Origin of the sequence: Nostoc sp. (genome assembly GCF_036919895.1) — a bacterium.
Classification (GTDB): Bacteria; Cyanobacteriota; Cyanobacteriia; order Cyanobacteriales; family Nostocaceae; genus Nostoc.
Genome location: NZ_JBALBW010000111.1, coordinates 56,589 through 77,791, shown reverse-complemented (window position 1 = coordinate 77,791; position 21,203 = coordinate 56,589). Strand labels below are relative to the sequence as shown.

Here is a 21,203-nt window from a genome sequence, read left to right as displayed (position 1 = left end):
GATTTTCACTAATAGAATAACCATTTAGAAACACTGCGAGAGCATCTCACAAATCAAAGGTTAACACAAATGGTAACTAAAATAATTACTATGCACATTATGGCTAATAATTAAATTTATGGAGCCAAATGTTGAAATTCGCCGTTTATTAGATATGATGCCTGCTTCTGGTCGGATGACGACAAAAATCGTTAGTAAGCCAGAGCAAGCAAAAGTAATTTACGCCTCCTTTCCCCAACCTTGGAATCAGGCGCGACCGATATATATTAATTTTGATTTGTGGCCTCGCCTAGCAAAGCCGCAACGAGATTTGCTACTGTTGCAGATGGTTAGCTGGTTGACAGGGGTAAAGTGGTTTAAACCCGACATTCATCAAGGTGTTGTGCTGGCGGGTCTGTTAGGTGGATTATTGGAAGCATCACAGTCAGATGTAGTGGGTGTCGCCGTAGCAGGCGGATTAAGTGCGATCGCTGCTTTTCGGATCTGGCGGACTAATAAATCTCTTGAGTCAGAGTTAAATGCCGACGCAGCAGCAATTCGCATAGCACAACGGCGAGGTTATTCCGAAGCGGAAGCAGCACAGCACCTGTTATCTGCCATTGAAGCGGTAGCCAAAATTGAAGGGCGTTCTGGTTTAAATTTTACTGAGTTGATTCGTTGCCAAAATCTCAGAGCGATCGCAGGTTTATCACCAGTGGGTATTCCAGAAAGTTATGATAAGTAGAATAAATGTTTCTGGATATGGGTTTTTGAGAGCGATCGCTCCCAAGACATCTAAAATTTAGATGAGGTTTTGGTATTGTCTAAGCTTAATTTTTAGCATGATTTATACTTTATTCCTCACCACAGTAAGTTTTTAGCCACAAATACGGTTTTGTGTATTTAGCTCAAGGCTTCTAACAAAGTGCGAGACATGAGCCTCCAACTAGCTGCAATGCATGGGGCTATCTTACACTGGAATCAGAGAATGTGTGTTTAACTGACTTAGATGTAAATGGGGAGTTCTATCATACCTTCTCAGTGTTGCTTATGAAGTGCTTACCTAGTGTGGTAAAACTTAACTTAAATTCTGTCAGTTACTAACGGGGTTGATAGGAATGGGTACTTTAATTGTTATTGGCTTGATAGGGGTTTACGGAGGCGGCGTTTGGAAATTTTGGAACGGGTTTGGACGGACTAATTTCAATCCAACTTTGACCAATCGCATTGGTTTGTCTTTGCTATGGCCAGCTTTGTTTCTTACAAATCAATCCTATCGTCGAAACTTTAGAAAGGCGTTGAAGGGCTAGAGTTTACTATTAAGTTTAAAGTCATCTGAACCTGACGGTGGCACATATCCCAATATAAATCTAACCCACCAGCCCCCTTTCTCTATTAGGGAAAGAGGGCTGTGTTTGCTCATCCTAAAAGGAGAGGAATTAAGGGAGGGATAAGTTCGTAGTGTTTACAAGTGCAACTTGTTAACATCTGGGAAGTATTTTCGCTGATGAATTTACGAATTATTTGCCATTGGTGAGCAAATGGATTGCTGCACCTACAGCTGCACCATCAACAGCATTCCCAAGGGTATCTCTGCCATCGCCAGTAACTACGCCAGTCACTGCGCTAGCACCTGCACCAACTCCGACATCTTGACCAATGTTCCGGTGACGGCGATTGCGAGTATTTCTCAGACCATTTGCACCGTTAACGGCTGCACCAGTGACACCACCTTTAACAGCATTGCCTAATACATTACCATTTCCTCTAACGGCTCCGGTGACGACATTGGTAACAGCCCCAATACCTGCATCTCGTAGTACTTGGTCATCAGCAGCAGCCGGTTTCGCGGGAACCAAAGTTACACCAGCTAAACTTGCAGCCATGAGGCTGGGTAAAAGTGTGCGCTTTAGGATGTTATTCATTGTGTTACCTTCTCAAAACATCAAACAATTGGATAAATCTAAAGTTACTGGAGTCAGAGAAAATCATATTTTTTCAATTGGACAACAGCAACTATCTATTGTTTGAGGACATATATATAGTCGCATTTATAAAGTCATAACTGCATCCACTGAAAGCATGAATATAGATTAAGTCCACAGAAGGCCCTGCTGATTGAATAAACCATGCTAAAGATTACACATTGACAAAATAGATTCAGTATCCACAGAATATTCTTTGGTATGCAAATTTCATTTTTTCATTACTAGCAAGCCGTTTCTGACGATCAGCCGCGTAGTATTTCCCCTATCTCTCTAAAGATAGTTGACAAAATAATTAAACTCAGTAGGCGGGGTTAATATTTAATTCTCTCGGTTTAGTAGCCAAGCGTTGCGTAGGCATAGCCCGTCGTAAGCATCGCTTACCAAAGCAAATAAGACTTTATGCTATGTATATCAATTCCGTGGAAAAAGATAATTACTACCAGCTTGACTGCCAGCGTAGTTAAGAATACTCTAATAGCCTCAAGCGAATTTACCCAAATAACACATCTAGGGTAAAAACCAATAGATAAAATACCAATAGTGACATAACCACATAAAGTTAAAGTAGCAGTCATTACTACAATACCCAATGTAAATCCTACTGCAAATATAGTTCCAATTCTATCTTCAATAATTAGTGCTACTATAGTTCCTATTGTCAATGCTGTTACTAACCAAGAGAATATATCAATATAAAAATCTTTTTTAATAAGCCACTGGATATTCCAAACAATGACTTTTAAATAATTTGTCTACAATTGGCGATATCCGGTTAGTAAGTTCTTGATGATAGCTAGAAACTTGTTGCATAATTCCTTCCTCATTCATCAAATAATTAGCCTAATTATAAACGATTCTACTCAGCGCCCTTCTGCGTAAAAAAAGGCGGGCATTTCAGCCCACCCCACAAAATTTTGAGAATATTCTGTTGTTATTAACCCAACAATTGTTTAGCCTTAGCTAAAACATTATCAACGCTAAAGCCAAACTTCTCTAAGCAAACATTGCCTGGAGCCGAAGCACCAAAGCGATCGATACTAACGCAATCGCCTTCACTACCCACGTATTTGTGCCAGCCGAAACTGCTAGCAGCTTCTACAGACAAACGTTTGGTGACAGCTTTCGGTAGAACAGATTCTTTATAAGCTGCATCCTGTGCTTCAAACAGTTCCCATGAAGGTAGGGAGACGACACGAACTTTCTTACCTTCGGCTTTAAGTTTTTCGGCTGCGCCGACAGCGAGGCTCAATTCTGAACCAGTACCAATCAAGATGATATCAGGTGTACCTTGGCTATCAACTACGGTGTATCCACCCTTCGCTACGCCCTCAATTGATGTACCTGCCAAGTTGGGAACGTTTTGACGGGTGAACGCCAACAGAGACGGAGCGTTTTGCTTCGCTTGCTCGATCGCTATTTTATAAGCGCCGGAGGTTTCGTTACCGTCTGCGGGACGAAACACTAATAAATTAGGAATAGCTCTTAAGGAAGCTAGAGTTTCAATGGGTTGGTGTGTCGGGCCATCTTCACCTTGTCCAATGGAATCGTGAGTCATCACCCAAATCGAGCCAGCTTGGGAAAGGGCGGATAACCGGATGGCAGCACGCATGTAATCTGTGAAAATTAAGAAGGTAGCACCGTAGGGGATTAATCCTGAAGCGTGTAGCGCTATACCATTACAGATTGCGCCCATAGCATGTTCCCGCACACCAAAGTGGATGTTGGGGTTTTCGTAGTGTCCTTTTTGGAAGTCGCCCTTGCCCTTGATTTCGGTCAAGTTGGAGTGGGTTAAGTCGGCTGAACCACCAATCAATTCAGGTAAAACTGCTGCTAATTTGTTGAGGCAGTTTTCTGAGTGCTTACGAGTGGGCAATCCTTTGTCTTCTGGGGTGTAGGTTGGTAGTACTTTATCCCAACCGTCGGGTAGTTTGCCGCTTAGGTAGCGTTCAAATTCAGCCGCTTCTTGTCCATACTTAGCTTTGTAGTCGGCAAAGGTTTTGTTCCATTCGGTTTCGTAGCCTGCACCGCGCTCAACTGCTTTGCGTGTATGGTTGAGGGCTTCTTCGGGTACTACGAAAGGCTCGTATTCCCAACCCAAATTTTTCCGAGTCAATGCTATTTCGTCTCCACCCAAAGCAGCACCGTGAATACCAGCAGTGTTTTGTTTGTTGGGGGAACCATAACCAATGGTGGTTGTCACCTTAATCATTGATGGTTTATCGGTGACAGATTTAGCTTCTTCAATTGCTTTAGCGATCGCTGCTAAATCTGTATTACCATCTTTGACATGAAGAACGTGCCAACCGTAAGCTTCAAAGCGCTTGGAAACATCTTCGGTGAATGCCACATCTGTGGAACCGTCGATAGAAATGTGGTTGTCGTCGTACAGAGCGATGAGTTTGCCTAATCCCAAGTGTCCCGCAAAAGAAGCAGCTTCACCAGAAATTCCTTCCATGTTGCAACCGTCACCTAAAATTACGTAGGTGTAATGGTCAACAATCTTGGTATCAGGTTTGTTGTATTTAGCGGCAAGGTGGGCTTCGGCGATCGCTAAACCGACTCCATTGGCGATTCCTTGACCCAAGGGGCCAGTTGTGACTTCTACGCCTGGGGTTTCAAAGTTTTCTGGATGACCGGGAGTTCTAGAACCCCATTGACGGAATTGCTTGATATCTTCAATAGTGACGCTATCGTAGCCTGTCAAGTACAGTAAGGCATACAGCAACATCGAGCCGTGACCGGCAGACAAGACAAAGCGATCGCGATTAAACCATTTGGGATTCTTGGGATTAAACTTCAAAAATCGATCCCAGAGGACAAAAGCCATTGGAGCCGCGCCCATTGGTAATCCTGGGTGTCCCGATTTTGCCTTTTCTACGGCATCAACAGCCAAGAAGCGGATCGAGTTAATACAAAGTTCTTCGAGGGACAGTTCTTTGAGGGATTGGGTTGCAACAGTCATAATCTCTTGTTTTTAACGACGGGTTAGCACTCTTTGTAGCTTCTCTTGCTGGGGTTATTTTAGATTCCCCACAATATCCTCATCATCCCATTCCCACTTGTCGATGGACAAGCGGGATCTCCTGAGTTTATGGTGATAAATCAAGCTGATAATTGGGTCATGCAGAACGCTTAAGTTATATCGGAATGATATTTCTGATACTTTTGGCACAGTCATCTCAGGAGAGCCGACTAGAGCCACAGAGGCAGGGGAGCAGAGGAGGATAAAACTACTAACTCCTGTTAGCGGATAGCTAGGGTTTAGCCCATTCTGACTCCTGAATTCTTTTAGACGTATTTCTTAAAGGCCAGTGTGACATTATGACCGCCAAACCCAAAAGAATTGGATATTGCCACCTCGACTTTTTGAGCGCGGCTGTAGTTAGGCACGTAATCTAAGTCACATTCTGGATCGGGATTTTCCAGATTGATTGTCGGTGGAATTTGGTCATTAGCGATCGCCAATACTGTTGCGACTGCTTCAATACCTCCAGAACCGCCTAATAAATGACCTGTCATCGATTTGGTGGAGCTAATTGCCACCTTATAAGCATGTTCTCCCAAGGCTTTTTTGATCGCTGAGGTTTCAGTTGAATCATTAGCGGGGGTACTAGTGCCGTGAGCATTAATATAGCTAATCTGCTCGGGAGCGATACCGCCATCTTTGAGCGCCAGTTCTATGGCTCTCGCGGCTCCAAGTCCACCAGGGACGGGGGAGGTGATATGGTATGCGTCACAGGTCATACCATAGCCGATCATTTCAGCATAAATGTGAGCGCCGCGACTTAGGGCGTGTTGTAGTTCTTCTAGAATTAAAATTCCTGAACCTTCACCCAAGACAAATCCATCGCGATCGCGATCAAAGGGACGACAAGCTCTATACGGATCGTCATTGCGAAAAGAGAGGGCTTTGCAGGCGGCAAACCCAGCCATTGATAATGGTGTCACGGCTGACTCTGTTCCGCCGCAAATCATCGCTTGGGCATATCCCCCTTGAATTAAGCGAAAGGCATCGCCTACAGCGTTGGAGCCAGCAGCACAGGCAGTTACAGGACAGGAATTTGGCCCTTTAGCACCCGTGTGAATTGCCGTTAATCCTGCTGCCATATTGGCGATCATCATCGGTATCATGAATGGACTACAGCGATCGGGCCCACGGTTTAGGTAGATAGTTTGCTGGTCTTCTAATACCTTAATGCCGCCAACGCCAGAACCGATCATGACACCTACCTGTTCTGCATTCAGTTCATTAATAACTAACTGCGCGTTAGCTAGAGCCTGTTTTGCTGCTGAAACCCCAAATTGGGAAAATCGATCCATGCGCTTTGCGTCTTTGCGCTCCAAATAATCATGTGGATCGAAGTTTTTTACCTCACCAGCAATGCGGCAATCATGGCGAGACGCATCAAAAAATGTGATGTAGTCAATCCCATTGCGTCCACTCAATAATCCATCCCAATATTCTGTTGCTGTGTTACCTATAGGTGTAATCGCGCCAACACCAGTTACAACAACGCGTTTACGTGTATGATCTGTCATGATTCAGTTAAAGGTGGCGAAAAAGCAGCAGGCATTAAACAGTGCTGAGTTCTGTTAGCGGATAGCTAGGGTTTAGCCCGTCCTGAGTTGTGAGTTTTGGAAGCACTCAAAGATGGAGAGAACTCCGAACTTTTGCCTCCTAAAACTCTAACTCTTAAACTTTTAACTGTTCAGCACTCAGTGAAAAGTTAAAGCAGTGGTTTTGCCATAAACGCCCAGAGGGGGCATGGCATTGCCATCTGAACTTTGAAAACTCAAAACTTTTTTAAGCTGATGCGGTAACTTTGTTATTGATGTAATCTACTGCGTCTTGAACCGATACAATCTTCTCGGCAGCTTCGTCAGGAATTTCGATATCAAATTCTTCTTCCAAAGCCATCACCAGTTCAACGGTATCCAGGGAATCGGCCCCTAAATCTTCCATAAACTTGGACTGTGGTGTGACTTTCTCAGGGGGTTCAACACTAAGTTGTTCGATAACGATTTTTTTGACCTTTTCAAAAAGTTCCGTTTGGCTCATAAATAATAAAAGTCCTTAACCAGTTGCTAGGTTCTGCTCTTTATGGGAGACATTGTTTTGAGCATATACATCTTATCGTCAAGCGCGATCGCCCGTATACTACCAAGGGTTTTTCTGTTAAAAAACCCCTTCCGTCCCTCAAAATAATCGGGTAAGTTTTTTGGGAACAGTTGAGTGGGGGAGCGGGCTACGCCATCGTTGATACCATATAAATGCTTCGGTGGTCTAATTATTGCTAATTTTTTTTACAATGTCTCGATCGGTATTTCCAGCCTTGCTAGCAATCAAAATATATAGACGCTGCGGGTTTGAACCTAGATGGTTAAAGGTCGCTCAACGTCAAACATCAGAACTTTAGTGCTAACAAGGAATGATAAAACAGTTATTGTTTAGAGCGATCGCTCTAACCCAAATATACCTCTATGCTATCTCAGACACTCAAACTCAAATACGCTTACTTTCCCGGTTGTGTTGCTCAAGGGGCCTGTCGGGAACTTTACCAGTCAACTCAAGCCCTTACCCAAGCACTGGGTATTGAATTGGTTGAACTTAAAAAAGCTGCTTGCTGCGGTTCTGGCACATTTAAAGAAGATTCTCAACTGCTAGAAGATACAGTCAACGCTAGAAATATTGCTTTAGCTGAAGAATTAAATTTACCCTTACTTACTCATTGCAGTACTTGTCAAGGTGTGATTGGTCATGTTAACGAACATCTGAAAGAATGTCAGACTTCTGACCCTACTTACATTGAACAGGTTAATGGCTTGCTCCATAAAGAAGGCTGTTCGCCCTATCGCGGCAGTACTGACGTTAAACATCTCCTCTACGCTTTGGTGACAGATTACGGTTTAGAGGAAATTACCAAACGTGTCACCCGGAAGTTAAGTGGATTAAAATGTGCGGCTTTTTATGGCTGCTATCTCCTCCGCGCCCAAAAATCCATGCCTTATGACGATCCGTTCCAGCCAGAAGCGATGGAAAATATGTTTCGGGCGGTGGGTGCAACACCAATTTATTACCGAGGCCGGACACAATGTTGTGGTTGGCCCCTGGCTAGTTATGCCACTACTCAATCTTTCAAAATGGCGGGGATGCATATTCAAGACGCTTTGACATCTGGTGCTGACTGTATAGTTACACCTTGTCCACTATGCCACTTAAATTTAGACTCGCGTCAGCCAGAGGTGGAAAAAGTTATTGAGCAAAAGTTAGGTTTACCAGTGTTGCATTTACCCCAGTTAATTGCTTTAGCACTTGGGGTTAGTCCAAAAGAACTGGGTTTAGAACGTCATGTTGTTTCCACCAAGCCAGTGCTGGAGAAATTAGGATTTTAGTTTGTGGAGTACAAGGTATGGGCACAAGTTCATTGCTATCAACTTAAGCTTTCAGTATCAACCTATGTAGAGACGCACAACTTTGCGTCTCTGCACGTTTATGAACCTGCTGGCAAATACTATTGATGTACTAGCTGCGATCGATACTCAAGCAAAGGGCATACTAAGGGTATTAAATGTCTGCCATAAAACTTGTGCGGTAAGGTAGGTACAGATGGATGCGATCGCTATAATTCCCCAATATCAACTAATAGAAAAACTCTATGCTGGCTCTAGAACAGTGGTGTATAGGGGCATAAGAGAAGCAGATCGGCTGGGGATTGTGGTCAAATTGCTACTGCGCGAGTACCCAACCTTCAATGAACTGTTGCAGTTTCGTAATCAGTATACTATTTCCAAAAATCTAGATAATCCGGGGATTATTCGTCCGTATAGTTTAGAAACCTACCGCAATAGCTATGCGTTAGTAATGGAAGATTTTGGCGGTACTTCGCTACGAGACTATGTTCAAAATCAACCACTAACATTAAACGAGTTTTTGGAAATTGCTATCCAACTGGCAGATATCCTCAACTACTTGCACCATCACCACATTATTCACAAAGACATCAAACCTGCAAATATCCTGATTCACCCAGAGACAAAGCAGGTTAAAATCATCGATTTTAGTATTGCCTCATTATTACCCAAAGAAACCCAGGAAATTAAAAATCCCAATGTTCTAGAAGGGACATTAGCCTATCTTGCACCAGAACAAACTGGGCGGATGAATCGAGGGATTGATTATCGAGCAGATTTCTATGCACTGGGAGTTACTTTTTTTGAATTGCTAACGGGAGAACTGCCATTTTTGACTGATGATCCAATGGAGTTACTACATTGCCATATTGCCAAACAACCGGATAAATTCAAAATTCAAAAGTCTAAATTCAGAAATGAAGAAGCAGTTCCCCAAGTTCTCTGTGATATGACGCTCAAGTTGATGGCGAAAAATGCTGAAGATCGCTATCAGAGGGCATTAGGATTGAAATATGATTTGGAAACTTGTCTAGAAAAACTCAATTTTACAGATAAGATTGAAACCTTTAAAATTGCAACCAGGGATGTGTGCGATCGCTTCCTCATTAGAGAAAAGTTATACGGTCGAGAAAACGAAGTTCAGCAACTACTAGCAGCCTTTGAAAGGGTTTCTCAAGGAAGCAGCGAACTGATGTTAGTTGCAGGTTTTTCTGGTATTGGTAAAACTGCTGTTGTTAATGAAGTTCATAAACCCATTGTTAAACAACGAGGTTACTTCATTAAAGGTAAATTTGACCAATTTAATCGCAACATTCCCTTTTCTGCTTTTGTACAAGCTTTTCGGAATTTAATGATGCAGTTGTTAACAGAGAATGACCAACAGCTACATCACTGGAAAACCAGTATTCTAGAAGCTGTCGGCGAGAATGGACAGGTAATTATTGAAGTTATTCCTGAATTAGAAATAATTATTGGTCAACAACCACCTGCACCAAAATTATCAGGAAATGCGGTGCAGAATCGCTTTAATTTACTATTTCAAAAGTTTGTAGAGCTATTCACAACTAAGGAACATCCCTTGGTGATGTTTTTAGATGATTTACAGTGGGCAGATTCAGCCTCTCTCAAGTTGATGCAATTGTTGATGAGTGAATCAGCCAGGGGATATTTATTATTAATTGGTGCTTATCGGGATAATGAAGTCTTTGCGGCTCATCCTTTAATATTTACTTTAGAAGAAATCACAAAAACTCAGGCTACTATTAATACTATTACATTAGCTAACTTAAGTTTCTTAAGTTTAAATGAGTTGGTGGCTGATCCACTCAGTTGTTCCCTAAAAATTGCCGAGCCATTAACTCAACTCGTTTACCAAAAAAGTAAAGGTAATCCGTTTTTTAGCACACAATTTCTGAAATCTCTCTATGAAGATAAGCTGATTGTCTTTGATAGTAAATTAGGCTACTGGCAATGTGATATTGTAGCAGTAAAAGCCTTAAGTCTTACTGATGATGTCGTCGAATTTATGGCGTTACAGTTGCAGAAACTACCGACAAAAACGCAGAATATTTTGAAACTTGCAGCTTGTATTGGCAATCAGTTTAATTTAGCAACTTTAGCAGTTGTTTCTGAACAATCAGAACTTGAAACCTCATCGGATTTGTGGAGAGCATTGCAAGAGGGATTCATCCTACCTCAAAGTGAAATATACAAGTTTTATGTAGGACAAGAAACACAAGATGGGTTAAAAAGCTCTCAGACTATCAGTTATAAGTTTCTGCACGATCGCATTCAGCAAGCAGCTTATTCCTTAATCCCAGACAATGAGAATCAAGCAATTCATTTGCAAATTGGCAACCTGTTATTAAATAATACACCTATTGAAAAGCAAGAAGAGAGAATTTTTGAGATTGTTAATCAATTGAATATTGGTGTGAAGCTAATTATTCAGCAGTCAGACAGAGAGCAATTAGCACAGTTAAATCTGCTAGCTGGGCAAAAAGCGAAACTATCTACTGCATATACTGCGGCAATGGAATATATTAGTTTTGGTATTCAGCTATTGACAACAGATAGTTGGGAACGAAAGTATGCTCTCACCTTAGCCTTGTATGAAGAAGCTGCTGCGGCTGCTTATCTGATTGGCGAATTTGACAAGGTAGAAGAGTTTGCCTTACAAGTACAACACCATGCTAAAGTTTTACTAGATCGGGTTAAATCTATTGAGATTCAAATCCAATCTTATTTAGCTCAGAGTCGTTTTGATAATTCGATTCAGACTGCGATCGCGCTTCTGAATCTCTTAGGTGTTAAACTGTCTCCCCAAGCCAGTCAAACGGAAACATTACTTGGTTTAGGCAAAATAACATTACGATTGCTAGGCAAATCTCCTTTAAGTTTAATTGACTTGCCTAACATGACTGGAGGGGAACAACTAGCAGCAATTAGAATTCTGGCTAGTACAAATTCAACCGCTTATATTGCTCGTCCAGATTTGCTACCACCAATTATTTTAAATGAAGTCAGCTTATCGATGCAGTATGGTAATGCAGCAGAATCTGCATTTGGTTATGCCTGGTATGGATTAATTCAATGTGGCATTATCGGAAATATTCAGGCAGGTTATGAATTTGGCCAACTAGCATTACAAGTTCTGGATAAATTTAATGCTCAGGAATTAAAAGCTAGAACCTTTTTCATTGTTGAAACATTTGTCAATCATTGGCATCAACATACACAAAAGACAATTGCACCATTAACCGAAGCTTATCAAGTCGGGTTAGAAACGGGAGATATTGAATATGCATCATGGGCTAGTTATAGTTGTAGTTTTCATGGATATTTGATCGGTGAGGAGTTGTCTGAGTTAGAAAAGAAGATGGGTGCTTATGCTGAAGTCTATAAGCAATTTAAACAAGAGAAAGCTTATATATACATAAATTCATTTCGTCAAGCCATCAAGAATTTATTAGGAGAATCTACTAATCCTAGTGAATTATCAGGTTCTGTTTATGATGCCAAAAATACTCGCAAATTACAAGAACAAGCAGGCGATCGCACCGGATTAAGCTTTAGCTATGCCAATGAACTAATACTTTGCTATCTGTTTGAAAATTATGCCGCGGCTTCAGATGCGGCGATTAATGCCATAACCTATTTAGATGGAGTTACATCGGCAGCAGTAGTACCAGTAGTTTATTTTTATGACGCATTAACACAACTAAATCTTTATCTAAAAGCAACCGCAATTGAGAAAAAACAAATTATTAAAAAAGTCAATTATCATCAAAAAAAGTTGGGAAAATGGGTACATCATGCCCCAATGAATTATCAACACAAATTTGACTTAATTGAGGCAGAACGACATCGAGTATTGCAACACAAAAATAAAGCGATGGAATTGTATGATTCCTCTATCTCCCTCGCTAAAGAAAACGGCTATATCCAAGAAGAAGCCCTGGCAAATGAACTTGCAGCCAAATTTTACCTAGAATTGGGAAAAGAAAAAGTAGCTCAGGTATATATGCAAGAAGCTTACTATTGTTATGCAAAATGGGGTGCTAAGGCAAAAACTGATGACTTAGAAAAACAGTATTCTCAGCTACTCCAACCCATTCTGCAACAACAAAAACTCAGCTTCAACTCTCTAGAAACTATAGCGGCAACAGGCAGTACTTCAATTTCAAAATCAACAATTAGTACTAGTGCTACTAGTACTAGTATTTCTGAGATTTTAGATTTTGTATCTGTCATCAAAGTAGCTCACATTATCTCCCGCAGCATCCAATTAGATGAATTAATTACTAATCTTACTAAAATTATCTTAGAAAATGCTGGAGCCAAAAAATGTGTACTAATTCTACCAAATGAAGATGAATGGCAAATTCAAGCGATCGCTTCTATTAATCCTAACAATCAGCAGCTTGTAACAGTTCTTAGTTCACAACCATTAGATGATTGCCAAGAGGTTCCTATACAGCTTATTCAATACGTTAAACATACATTAGAATCTCTAATAATTGACGATTGCCAAACTGAAATTAGTGGTTTGATTGGCGATTATATGTTGCGATATAAACCAAAAAGTGTATTATGTATACCGATTATCAATCAAGGGCATTTAGTTGGGATTATTTATCTAGAAAACAACTTAACTCAAGGTATATTTACAATTGGTCGCCTAGTAGTTATTAATTTTCTTTGTACCCAAGCCGCAATTTCTCTAGAAAATGCTCGGCTTTATCAACAGTCACAACAAGCATTGCAAGAATTACAAAAAGCTCAACTGCAACTTGTGCAAAGTGAGAAAATGTCAGCATTGGGTAATTTAGTTGCAGGTATAGCCCATGAAATCAACAATCCTGTAGGCTTTATTGCCGGAAATATTCCCCCAGCATTAGATTATGTCAAAGATATATTTGATTTACTTAATTTGTATCAGCAAGAATATCCCCAAAGGAATGCAGTTGTTGCTGATAAAATTGATGCAATTGATTTGGAATATATACAGGAAGATTTACCAAAGCTGATCGCCTCTATGGAATTGGGAATTAATCGTATCCGTGATATTAGCACTAGTTTAAGAACATTTTCTAGAGCAGATAAATACTACAAAGTTGCTTGCAATATTCACGAAGGCATTAACAGTACAATTTTGATCCTGAAACATCGCCTCAAAGCAAATGAAACCCGTCCAGCGATTGAAGTAATTACAACCTATGGCGATTTGCCTGAAGTTGAATGTTTTTCTGGACAACTAAATCAGGTATTTATGAATTTATTAGCAAATGCCATTGATGCTTTAGAAGAATCAAATCAGGGTCGTAGTTATCAGGAGATTGAGGCTAACCCTAATTGCATCACAATTCGGACATTTTTACAAGATAATCATGTCAATATTTGGATTGCTGACAATGGCAAGGGGATGATAACAGAGGTAAAACAAAGAATTTTTGACCATTTATTTACAACTAAAGGAGTTGGTCAAGGTACAGGATTAGGATTAGCGATCGCTCGTCAAATTGTGGTAGAAAAACACGGTGGTCAAATCATTGTGGAATCTGAAGTCGGTGTAGGTACTCAATTTGCGATCGCTATTCCTATTTAGGATTTACAAAACCCTTTAGGTAGGGAATTGGGAATTCCTCATTCCCAAATTTTATTGATTAATCATTGCTATTTTTAGATTTACGTTGCAATTGTTTGAGCGATTGATACATATCTGGCAGGCGACCATAAACAGCACATACCTTGAGATATATTTTGTAAGGAAGGGCTGGAGTTCCGCAGACAACTTCTCCTGGCGCAACATCGTTGTGAATTCCACTTTGAGCAGATGTCATTGCTCCATCTCCTATCTTCACTTGATTGACTATTCCTGTTTGTCCGGCTAAAATCACGCGATTTCCCAGTTGAACACCTCCCGCCATACCAACCTGACCTGCGATCGCACAGCCAGAACCAATTTTGCAACCGTGACCTATTTGCACTAAACTGTCAATTACTGTATTGCGACCTACCCGTGTTTCTCCGACGGATGGACGGTCAATGCCACTGTTGCAGCCAACTTCCACGCCATCTTCTAAGACTGTATAGCCAGATTGTTCCATTTTGAACCAACCAGTCCGGGTAGGAACAAAACCAAAGCCTTCTGCACCAATGACAGCACCACTGTGAATGACGCAATCTGCACCGATGCGGGTGCGTTCATGGATGGTACAGTTGGCGTGTAGAGTGGTGCGATCGCCAATTTTGGCATCTGGATAAATCACCACATTGGGATGAATAATTGCGCCATCGCCAATTTCTACGCCTTGCTGAATCACAGCATGGGGGCCAATATAAACATCACTACCAACTTTTGCAGTGGAGTGAATCACAGCAGTGGGATGAATTTCTGGAACAGGGCGATATGGTTGGTAAAAAAGTGCGATCGCTTTGGCAAACAACAGTCGCGGATCTGGGGTTGCTAACCAGACAATACCTCTCTCTTGGGCGACCACCTGTAATTTTTCGTCTTTGGGCAAAATTAAAGCACTAGCATTGGTCTTACCGACAAAAGATCCAAATTTTGGCCCTTCTACATAGCTGAGAGTACCAGTGGTAGCTTCATCAATAGCTGCTACCCCTGTAATTTCTGGGTCATAGTCTGGGTTGCTAATCAGACTATGATTGCTAGCAGCATCACCAAATTGGCGGATAATTTCGCTGAATTTCATTGTTGGATGTGTTCAAAATTGATCTACAATGGCAAGATAATTTTCCCTCTTTATGCTCCAATAGACCAATTTTGTAGACACATAGTGGCGAGGCAATCAGACCATACCTAACTTCGCTTCAGGTTAGAGTACTTCACCGACATTCTTCTTTTGATGGCTCTCGTTGTAAAGATGAGCCTACTTTCAGCGAATCTTGTTTCAGTAGCGTCTTGAGGCGTTGATTATCTTCAGATGCGATCGTCTCACCATAGTGATGAAGTTGAAAAAGTTGGCAATAACGGTTTTGTTTGGCGCAAATCAAGCAGCCATAAGCATGATTGCCGTTAGTACCGCATAGCCGATGTCCCATCACCGGGCCGAGAGAAGTATTTTGCTCGCTAGCAACAGTGCTGAGAATTGAGCGCAGTTTTGACTCGAACTCCAATGACAAGTATTCCTTACGTCCTGGTTGTGTACGATCCCATTCTGGAACGATTAATTCCTGTTTTAACAGACTCGCTTCAATCTCTTCAGACATGACAATCCCAGACAGAATAACGTGATGGGAGACATGGGGCAGTAGCGTGCGTGCTAATTGCCACATTAAAGCTTCATCAAACCACTGTTCAACCAGTGGACGTAGATACCAACAACACGGAATGCCAAGTTTGACTAAATCTTGCAGCAACTGTACCCGACTCTGAATTGAGGCTTGCTCATAACCTGGTTTCAAAGGAGGTAAACTTACAAAGACAGTGACTCGAAGGGAATGAGGTTGCTCTAGAGTTGTTTTCAGGCGCTCTAGAAAAGATTGGCCAGGATGAACTTTGGTGGTGATGTAGACTATGTTGGCAGCTTTACGTTCAATCAGCGCATCCAAAATTGATAGTACACGTTCTCGATGGGCTGGAATAAAGGGGTCAGAGTAGTCGCATAGTGAAATCGGAAAGCCCTTTTGTCCCTCCTGTGTAGCAAAAATGCGATCTAGCAAAATATCAAGGAGGTCAATCGGAGTTGAGACATCCTGAAAGTTTTGGGGATAATGGTGCCAGTCACGGTCTTGATGACAGACACAATAGGCACACTCAATCGGACAACGATTCTGGGCATTTGGTAGAAAAGGATTGAGACTGAAGTATTTTACAGCACGCTCATCATCAGGAATACCAAGCACTGGAAAGCCATGTAGCATATACTGGCTACCTTGCAACGTAATTTCAGACGCAGTATTTTTATCAGTGTTCATACATTATCTAGGAAAAACTAATACACCCTGAGAAAATTGCCTTCTCTAGGGTGACTGGTGTGAATGTGGAGTGGCAAGGTGAGAAATGCTAGATAATTAGTATGAATTTTGATAAGTAAATATAGCTAATAGCGATCGCTTATTTATAAAGAATTGGTAAATGTGGTGAGGCTAACACGGAGACGCTCTTGGTAACAAGTTTTAAGAGTAGACTTTTGCCATTTTGTACTAGTCAGATAATTAATAATTAAGATAGAGATTATTTATCCTCTAGACGGTTCAAGTTTTGAAATAATTAATAATATACAAGAATTAAGAGAGCGCTTGCTCGGCTATTGAATCACCTAAAATTTTGTCTTCAACATCTCTCATCTTTGCCAGGATATCTGTTGGGTTGCTGAAGATGACGACAGAGGAGGGCATAATGCTCGTAATCTGAAAATTTCCTCAAATAAGCATAATTCCTATCTTTACGAAACAAGGCACCAAGTCCAAAGGCAATCAACTTTTGATAAATATTTTTAGTAGGAACCGGAATGGGAAATTTCCGACTTACGGGTCTACCAAATACAGGATCAAAAAGTCTATCCTGAGTATGCAAATCATAAAGCTTCTTGATTAGCCAAACCTGATGCAGGCAATTATTAATTACTTTTTCCTGTTCTCCAAGTTGCCAAAGTACTGAATCTGACTTATAAGTTGCTAATTGATTTTCACCCAAATTCATCTGAACTAAAGCTTGTAAGGTATACTTAGCTACAATAGGATATTTAGCTAATATATTTCTCTCTTGACAATAATCCTTGTATTCTGTATACAGTGCGATATTAATAACCTCTCCCAGAATCTCACGTAGTAAATCATAATTTGTATTGACGTTAATTCCATTAGCTTGACAAAGTGGGTCATCGAGAATGATACTATTAAACCCTATTACCTTCTCAGCTTGGTCAAGCAATTCCTGAAAAGCTTCTAACCGCTCTTTTGTAAAAACTTCTAATCTTTTTCCTGGTAATTTCCAGCTTGCCCAAGTACTAATAATGGCTATGTCTAGATTTTCATAATCTTGTTGCCCATTATAATATTCTTCTTCTGACTCAAGCAAACCAGATTCAAGAGTAATGCATTTAATAGGTTGACACTTGTAAACTAGTTGGCGCATTTAGATTTAAATATATTAGTTAAACAAAGGTCTTGTATACCATTTTGTCATTTGTGCGTACCATCTACCCGCTTGTTCATAGGATTCAAGCCAATCGATAGGAGTATACCTTTCATCTAAATACGAATAACTATATTCTTGTTTATAACAGACTGAATAACCCTTTTTTAAGGTTTTCCAATAGGTTACTTCCCAAGGTTCCAACACCTCCCAAACTTCTGAACCAGGAATATGTTTATGATCCATAAAACAGTCTATAGCAAGTAATTTCTCTACCATTGGTCGCTGAGTACCTATTATTTCACCGCTATTATCAGAAAAAAACCCCGAGTAAAACTGATTCCAATTAGGATGAGCAAGTGCTTCCCACTTAGCTCCTCCTTGTGGAGTTAAATAGTAATCAGCTGGAAGTTCTCCATTTAAGTTAGCCTGAATCTCATCAAAAGTTAAAACTACATTAGAAATTTCCTCTTTTTCTGGATCTTCACGAGAGTATAAAGATGCTAAGATATCACCGTTCTGAAACAGGTGGTGAGCAGCATTTACTACCTCAGAATAAAATAGATTTTCCTCTTGTGCTACTTGCGTTAAAGTCGGAGAAAATGTAACGGCAAACTCAAGAATTAGATACTCTGTTTGATTCATGACTATTCTCTATCAATTGATAAGTTCGTAGTAAGGACTAAAGTGCTTACTGCATGCAAACTCTCTTAAACTGTCATAATCCCTGTAGTGGGACTAATCGCTAGTCGCCATTGCTATCCCTGCTAAATACCCGGTTGTCCAAGCACTTTGGAAGTTAAAGCCACCGGTAACGCCATCAATATCTAAGATTTCTCCAGCAAAATAAAGACCAGGAACTAACCTACTTTCCATCGTTTGGAAGTTGACTTCTTTGAGCTTAACGCCACCACAAGTCACAAATTCTTCTTTAAAGGCTCCTTTGCCGTTGATTAAATATTGTCCCTGAGTCAGTTCTTGCACTAGTTGATTTAAGGTTTTACTAGATATTTCTGCCCAACGGTCATCTGTAGCGATCCCTGCACGGGCAATGATATATTGCCAGAGACGATGGGGGAGTTCAACGCCGCGATGTAATGCGATCGCTTTCTTTCCCCATTCATCTTTAACTGCTAAAACTTTTTCTCGCACTTGTTCTTGTTGCAAATCAGGCAGCCAATTAATCAATAATGTGGCTTCATAGCGTCTTTCGTGCAGAACTCTCGCACCCCAAGCAGAAAGCTTCAGAACTGCGGGGCCACTCAAACCCCAGTGGGTAATTAGCAATGGCCCAGTTTGTTGTAATTGGGATTTTCCGCCCGCAGATAACCGCAATTGGATAGGGTTAACGCTAACTCCAGCTAACTCCCGCAACTTTTGATCGAGAATGTTGAAGGTAAATAATGAGGGGACTGGCGGTTCAATTTGATGACCTAACTCTCGAACAATTTTATAACCGACAATGCTGCTACCGGTGGCAAGAAGAAGGCGATCGCATTTAATCGTCTCTCCCGATTTCAGAAGAACATCAAACTCCCCATCTGCTGCGGTTCGGTTCACTGAAGTTACATGTGTACCAATCCGGAGTTTTACCCCAGATTTTGCCACCGCTTTAATTAGACATTCCACAATGGTTTCTGAAGTATTGGTGACAGGAAACATCCGGCCATCAGCTTCAGTTTTGAGATAGACCCCACCAGCAGCAAACCAAGCTACTGTATCTTGAGGGCCAAAGTGCGTCAAAGCACCCCGCAAAGCTTTTGCACCTCTGGGGTAATTTTGGACTAACTCCTCCGGTTCAAAGCAAGCGTGAGTCACGTTGCAGCGTCCCCCACCAGAAATTAGCACTTTCGCCAGTGGTTGACGACTGGCTTCGAGTAAAGTAACTTGGGCATCAGGATTGGCTTTAGCACAAGCGATCGCGCCAAAAAATCCCGCAGCCCCACCCCCAATAACTACAATTCGTAACGGTAGCAAGTTCTAAAATTTCTCAATAGCACGGACTTTACTAGGCTAGCTGTTATCTTCACTCTTCAACTAGTTCAAATTGATCTTTTGTGGCTCCACAAGTAGGACATGACCAATCTTCTGGTATATCTTCAAAAGCTGTTCCCGGCGCTATATCGCTATCTTGATCGCCTAATTCTGGATCGTATTCATAGCTGCAAACGGTACATATATACTTTGCCATGTCCCTATCCTCTGGTAAATTTTTGGTATTACTTCCCTATTAAATACTTCTGGCAGTGAGTAAAAATAGCTACGCTACAATTCTTAAACCAGAGTATCCGTTTACATTTGGGGGAAATTTCCCACATTATGAGAAATCAGATTACAAACGCCACCAAGTCCTTTGGGCGTAGCTGATAATCCCGATCGCGATCGCCCCTAGTAGCAATAGCAAAATTATTCCACCGGGAATAAAAGTGAGAATACCAACGCCTCTCAGTACCCATACGGCTACGCTAACACCAAGAAGGATACCAAAAATCTGGATTAATCTACGATTTAAAGAAGATTGACTCACCTAATTTTCCTCTCAACTCAATAGAAATTACACTTGATATTTACCATCAGATATGAAGTTATGATGAAGTTATAGTTTCATCAGAAATAACACTTAAAAATAGAGATATCCTATCCAGATTTTGGGGTAAGACGCTTGATATTAAATAGTGTTTATGTCATTCTAGCTGTTAAGAACTTAGTTTTTCATTTATAATACTGCGATTATCAATCCTACTTAAGTATTTATTGTGTGAATTGCGATCGGAACTACAGATTTTACAGTAAAAAAACTGAAATAATTACCAAAATCTCACCCTTTCCGGAAAGGATAGGCATTACACTGGAACTAAAATTTAATGGGTTGGATCGAAATCAAGTTTTATGACTTGTAGTTTTAACTCGATTTAGGTGGGTGAGTTGAGGAGTAACTAAAATCATTATGTCTGCGTCTTATATATCAGATTCAATTATTGAAGGTTCAGGTATGGCTTGGAGTCAAGACAAGCAAAAGTTGCTGGTACAGGGTGAAATTTTGGTAGAAACGCGATCGCACAAAACCTGTGGTGGCGCGGTGACGGCTTGGATGTATTTGCCGATGGTGCGATCGCAAGTTTGGCAGCAATTAACTGATTATCCCCGGTGGGTGCAATATTTTCCTGATATCACTAAAAGCGAGATATCACACAAAGGTGAAGTCAAACGTTTGTATCAAGCAGCACAAAAAGCCTTTTTCTTTTTTACCGCTCAAGTGGAAATTTACCTCAACGTTGTAGAAGTGCTGGGGCAACAAATCCAGTTTCGCATGGTAAAAGGGACTTTTGAGGATTTTAACGCCAATTTAGAACTCCAAGATTGCGGTAACGGCACCTTGCTTGCTTATACTGTCCAAGCTACACCTCTGATTCCCATTCCATCAATTTTCATTCAACAAGCAATGAACTTAGAATTACCTGCAAATATGCGGAAAATGCGACAAGTGATTTGTAAGCAGTAAGGAATGGGGAATGGTGTAGTTCAATTACTTGAAAAGAACTATTGTGAAAAGTTTCACAAAAAACGCAAAGACGCATTTTTTTAATAGCGTCTTTGCGTGAGATAAAGGACTGACAAATTAAAAAACATCCAAAAATCTCATCCAAAAATCCTCTATCCTCTTAATTTCTCCGCGCCCTCTGCGCCTCTGTGGTTTGTTTTCTCTGAAATCCCTAGTA

Annotated in this window: 17 protein-coding genes; 5 read left to right on the top strand and 12 right to left on the bottom strand. The window is 40.9% G+C overall.

The features are described 5' to 3' along the window. Positions 1–118: 118 nt before the first annotated feature. Together V7K55_RS22385 and V7K55_RS22380 are read left to right on the top strand one after the other, a co-directional pair. Positions 119–724, top strand: coding sequence for a DUF3318 domain-containing protein (locus V7K55_RS22385; protein WP_334834845.1), 606 nt, complete (start codon positions 119–121; stop codon positions 722–724). Between the two features lie 373 nt (positions 725–1,097). Further along, positions 1,098–1,289, top strand: coding sequence for a hypothetical protein (locus tag V7K55_RS22380; RefSeq protein ID WP_094330291.1), 192 nt, complete (start codon positions 1,098–1,100; stop codon positions 1,287–1,289). Between the two features lie 210 nt (positions 1,290–1,499). Here V7K55_RS22380 and V7K55_RS22375 read toward each other — a convergent pair whose 3' ends face one another. The 5 genes from V7K55_RS22375 to acpP form a co-directional block, all read right to left on the bottom strand. Continuing rightward, entirely contained in the window at positions 1,500–1,904 is a 405-nt protein-coding gene (locus V7K55_RS22375) for a hypothetical protein (protein WP_094330290.1), read from the bottom strand. A gap of 440 nt (positions 1,905–2,344) precedes the next feature. Further along, complete coding sequence (locus V7K55_RS22370; protein ID WP_334834843.1) at positions 2,345–2,629, bottom strand: hypothetical protein; 285 nt, start codon at positions 2,627–2,629, stop codon at positions 2,345–2,347. Between the two features lie 272 nt (positions 2,630–2,901). Continuing rightward, positions 2,902–4,929 (bottom strand): transketolase, encoded by a 2,028-nt coding sequence (gene tkt, locus V7K55_RS22365; protein WP_334834841.1) that lies wholly within the window; start codon positions 4,927–4,929, stop codon positions 2,902–2,904. A 326-nt stretch (positions 4,930–5,255) separates the two neighbouring features. Then, a complete protein-coding gene (gene fabF / locus V7K55_RS22360; RefSeq protein ID WP_334834840.1) occupies positions 5,256–6,506 on the bottom strand; it encodes a beta-ketoacyl-ACP synthase II in 1,251 nt (416 codons plus the stop codon). 265 nt (positions 6,507–6,771) lie between these two features. Then, a complete protein-coding gene (gene acpP, locus V7K55_RS22355) occupies positions 6,772–7,026 on the bottom strand; it encodes an acyl carrier protein (protein ID WP_334834839.1) in 255 nt (84 codons plus the stop codon). Between the two features lie 422 nt (positions 7,027–7,448). On the opposite strand from acpP, the gene V7K55_RS22350 reads away from it, so the two are divergent. Both V7K55_RS22350 and V7K55_RS22345 read left to right on the top strand, forming a co-directional pair. Next, on the top strand, positions 7,449–8,360 hold the full coding sequence (locus tag V7K55_RS22350; RefSeq protein ID WP_334834838.1) for a CoB--CoM heterodisulfide reductase iron-sulfur subunit B family protein: 912 nt from the start codon (positions 7,449–7,451) through the stop codon (positions 8,358–8,360). 214 nt (positions 8,361–8,574) lie between these two features. Beyond that, complete coding sequence (locus V7K55_RS22345; protein WP_334834837.1) at positions 8,575–13,986, top strand: trifunctional serine/threonine-protein kinase/ATP-binding protein/sensor histidine kinase; 5,412 nt, start codon at positions 8,575–8,577, stop codon at positions 13,984–13,986. Positions 13,987–14,044: 58 nt separating this feature from the next. On the opposite strand, the gene lpxD is transcribed toward V7K55_RS22345, so the two are convergent. The 7 genes from lpxD to V7K55_RS22310 form a co-directional block, all read right to left on the bottom strand. Then, positions 14,045–15,097 (bottom strand): UDP-3-O-(3-hydroxymyristoyl)glucosamine N-acyltransferase, encoded by a 1,053-nt coding sequence (gene lpxD / locus V7K55_RS22340; RefSeq protein WP_334834836.1) that lies wholly within the window; start codon positions 15,095–15,097, stop codon positions 14,045–14,047. Positions 15,098–15,230: 133 nt separating this feature from the next. Then, entirely contained in the window at positions 15,231–16,322 is a 1,092-nt protein-coding gene (locus V7K55_RS22335) for a hypothetical protein (RefSeq protein WP_334834835.1), read from the bottom strand. 358 nt (positions 16,323–16,680) lie between these two features. Next, the gene (locus V7K55_RS22330) at positions 16,681–17,427 is read right to left on the bottom strand and encodes a hypothetical protein (RefSeq protein ID WP_334834833.1); all 747 of its coding nucleotides are present in this window, start codon (positions 17,425–17,427) and stop codon (positions 16,681–16,683) included. A 72-nt stretch (positions 17,428–17,499) separates the two neighbouring features. After that, positions 17,500–18,129 carry a hypothetical protein gene (locus V7K55_RS22325; RefSeq protein WP_334834832.1) on the bottom strand — a complete coding sequence of 210 codons (630 nt, stop codon included), beginning with the start codon at positions 18,127–18,129 and terminating at the stop codon, positions 17,500–17,502. Positions 18,130–18,222: 93 nt separating this feature from the next. Continuing rightward, the gene (locus V7K55_RS22320) at positions 18,223–19,461 is read right to left on the bottom strand and encodes an NAD(P)/FAD-dependent oxidoreductase (RefSeq protein WP_334834831.1); all 1,239 of its coding nucleotides are present in this window, start codon (positions 19,459–19,461) and stop codon (positions 18,223–18,225) included. A 49-nt stretch (positions 19,462–19,510) separates the two neighbouring features. After that, positions 19,511–19,675: a rubredoxin gene (rd, locus tag V7K55_RS22315; RefSeq protein WP_334834830.1), complete on the bottom strand. Its 165-nt coding sequence runs from the start codon at positions 19,673–19,675 to the stop codon at positions 19,511–19,513. 141 nt (positions 19,676–19,816) lie between these two features. Continuing rightward, the gene (locus tag V7K55_RS22310) at positions 19,817–20,011 is read right to left on the bottom strand and encodes a hypothetical protein (protein WP_334834829.1); all 195 of its coding nucleotides are present in this window, start codon (positions 20,009–20,011) and stop codon (positions 19,817–19,819) included. Between the two features lie 420 nt (positions 20,012–20,431). Between V7K55_RS22310 and V7K55_RS22305 the strand changes: the two genes are divergently transcribed. Continuing rightward, positions 20,432–20,986, top strand: a complete 555-nt coding sequence (locus tag V7K55_RS22305) for an SRPBCC family protein (RefSeq protein WP_094330270.1) — start codon at positions 20,432–20,434, stop codon at positions 20,984–20,986. Positions 20,987–21,203 lie beyond the last annotated feature (217 nt).

Excerpts from the sequence above, each read along its gene's own strand:
- lpxD (WP_334834836.1), bottom strand. The coding sequence starts at position 15,097 with ATGAAATTCAGCGAAATTATCCGCCAATTTGGTGATGCTGCTAGCAAT.
- acpP (WP_334834839.1), bottom strand. The coding sequence starts at position 7,026 with ATGAGCCAAACGGAACTTTTTGAAAAGGTCAAAAAAATCGTTATCGAA.
- V7K55_RS22305 (WP_094330270.1), top strand. The coding sequence starts at position 20,432 with ATGTCTGCGTCTTATATATCAGATTCAATTATTGAAGGTTCAGGTATG.
- tkt (WP_334834841.1), bottom strand. The coding sequence starts at position 4,929 with ATGACTGTTGCAACCCAATCCCTCAAAGAACTGTCCCTCGAAGAACTT.
- V7K55_RS22335 (WP_334834835.1), bottom strand. The coding sequence starts at position 16,322 with ATGAACACTGATAAAAATACTGCGTCTGAAATTACGTTGCAAGGTAGC.
- V7K55_RS22350 (WP_334834838.1), top strand. The coding sequence starts at position 7,449 with ATGCTATCTCAGACACTCAAACTCAAATACGCTTACTTTCCCGGTTGT.
- rd (WP_334834830.1), bottom strand. The coding sequence starts at position 19,675 with ATGGCAAAGTATATATGTACCGTTTGCAGCTATGAATACGATCCAGAA.
- V7K55_RS22385 (WP_334834845.1), top strand. The coding sequence starts at position 119 with ATGGAGCCAAATGTTGAAATTCGCCGTTTATTAGATATGATGCCTGCT.
- V7K55_RS22375 (WP_094330290.1), bottom strand. The coding sequence starts at position 1,904 with ATGAATAACATCCTAAAGCGCACACTTTTACCCAGCCTCATGGCTGCA.
- V7K55_RS22325 (WP_334834832.1), bottom strand. The coding sequence starts at position 18,129 with ATGAATCAAACAGAGTATCTAATTCTTGAGTTTGCCGTTACATTTTCT.
- V7K55_RS22380 (WP_094330291.1), top strand. The coding sequence starts at position 1,098 with ATGGGTACTTTAATTGTTATTGGCTTGATAGGGGTTTACGGAGGCGGC.
- fabF (WP_334834840.1), bottom strand. The coding sequence starts at position 6,506 with ATGACAGATCATACACGTAAACGCGTTGTTGTAACTGGTGTTGGCGCG.
- V7K55_RS22345 (WP_334834837.1), top strand. The coding sequence starts at position 8,575 with ATGGATGCGATCGCTATAATTCCCCAATATCAACTAATAGAAAAACTC.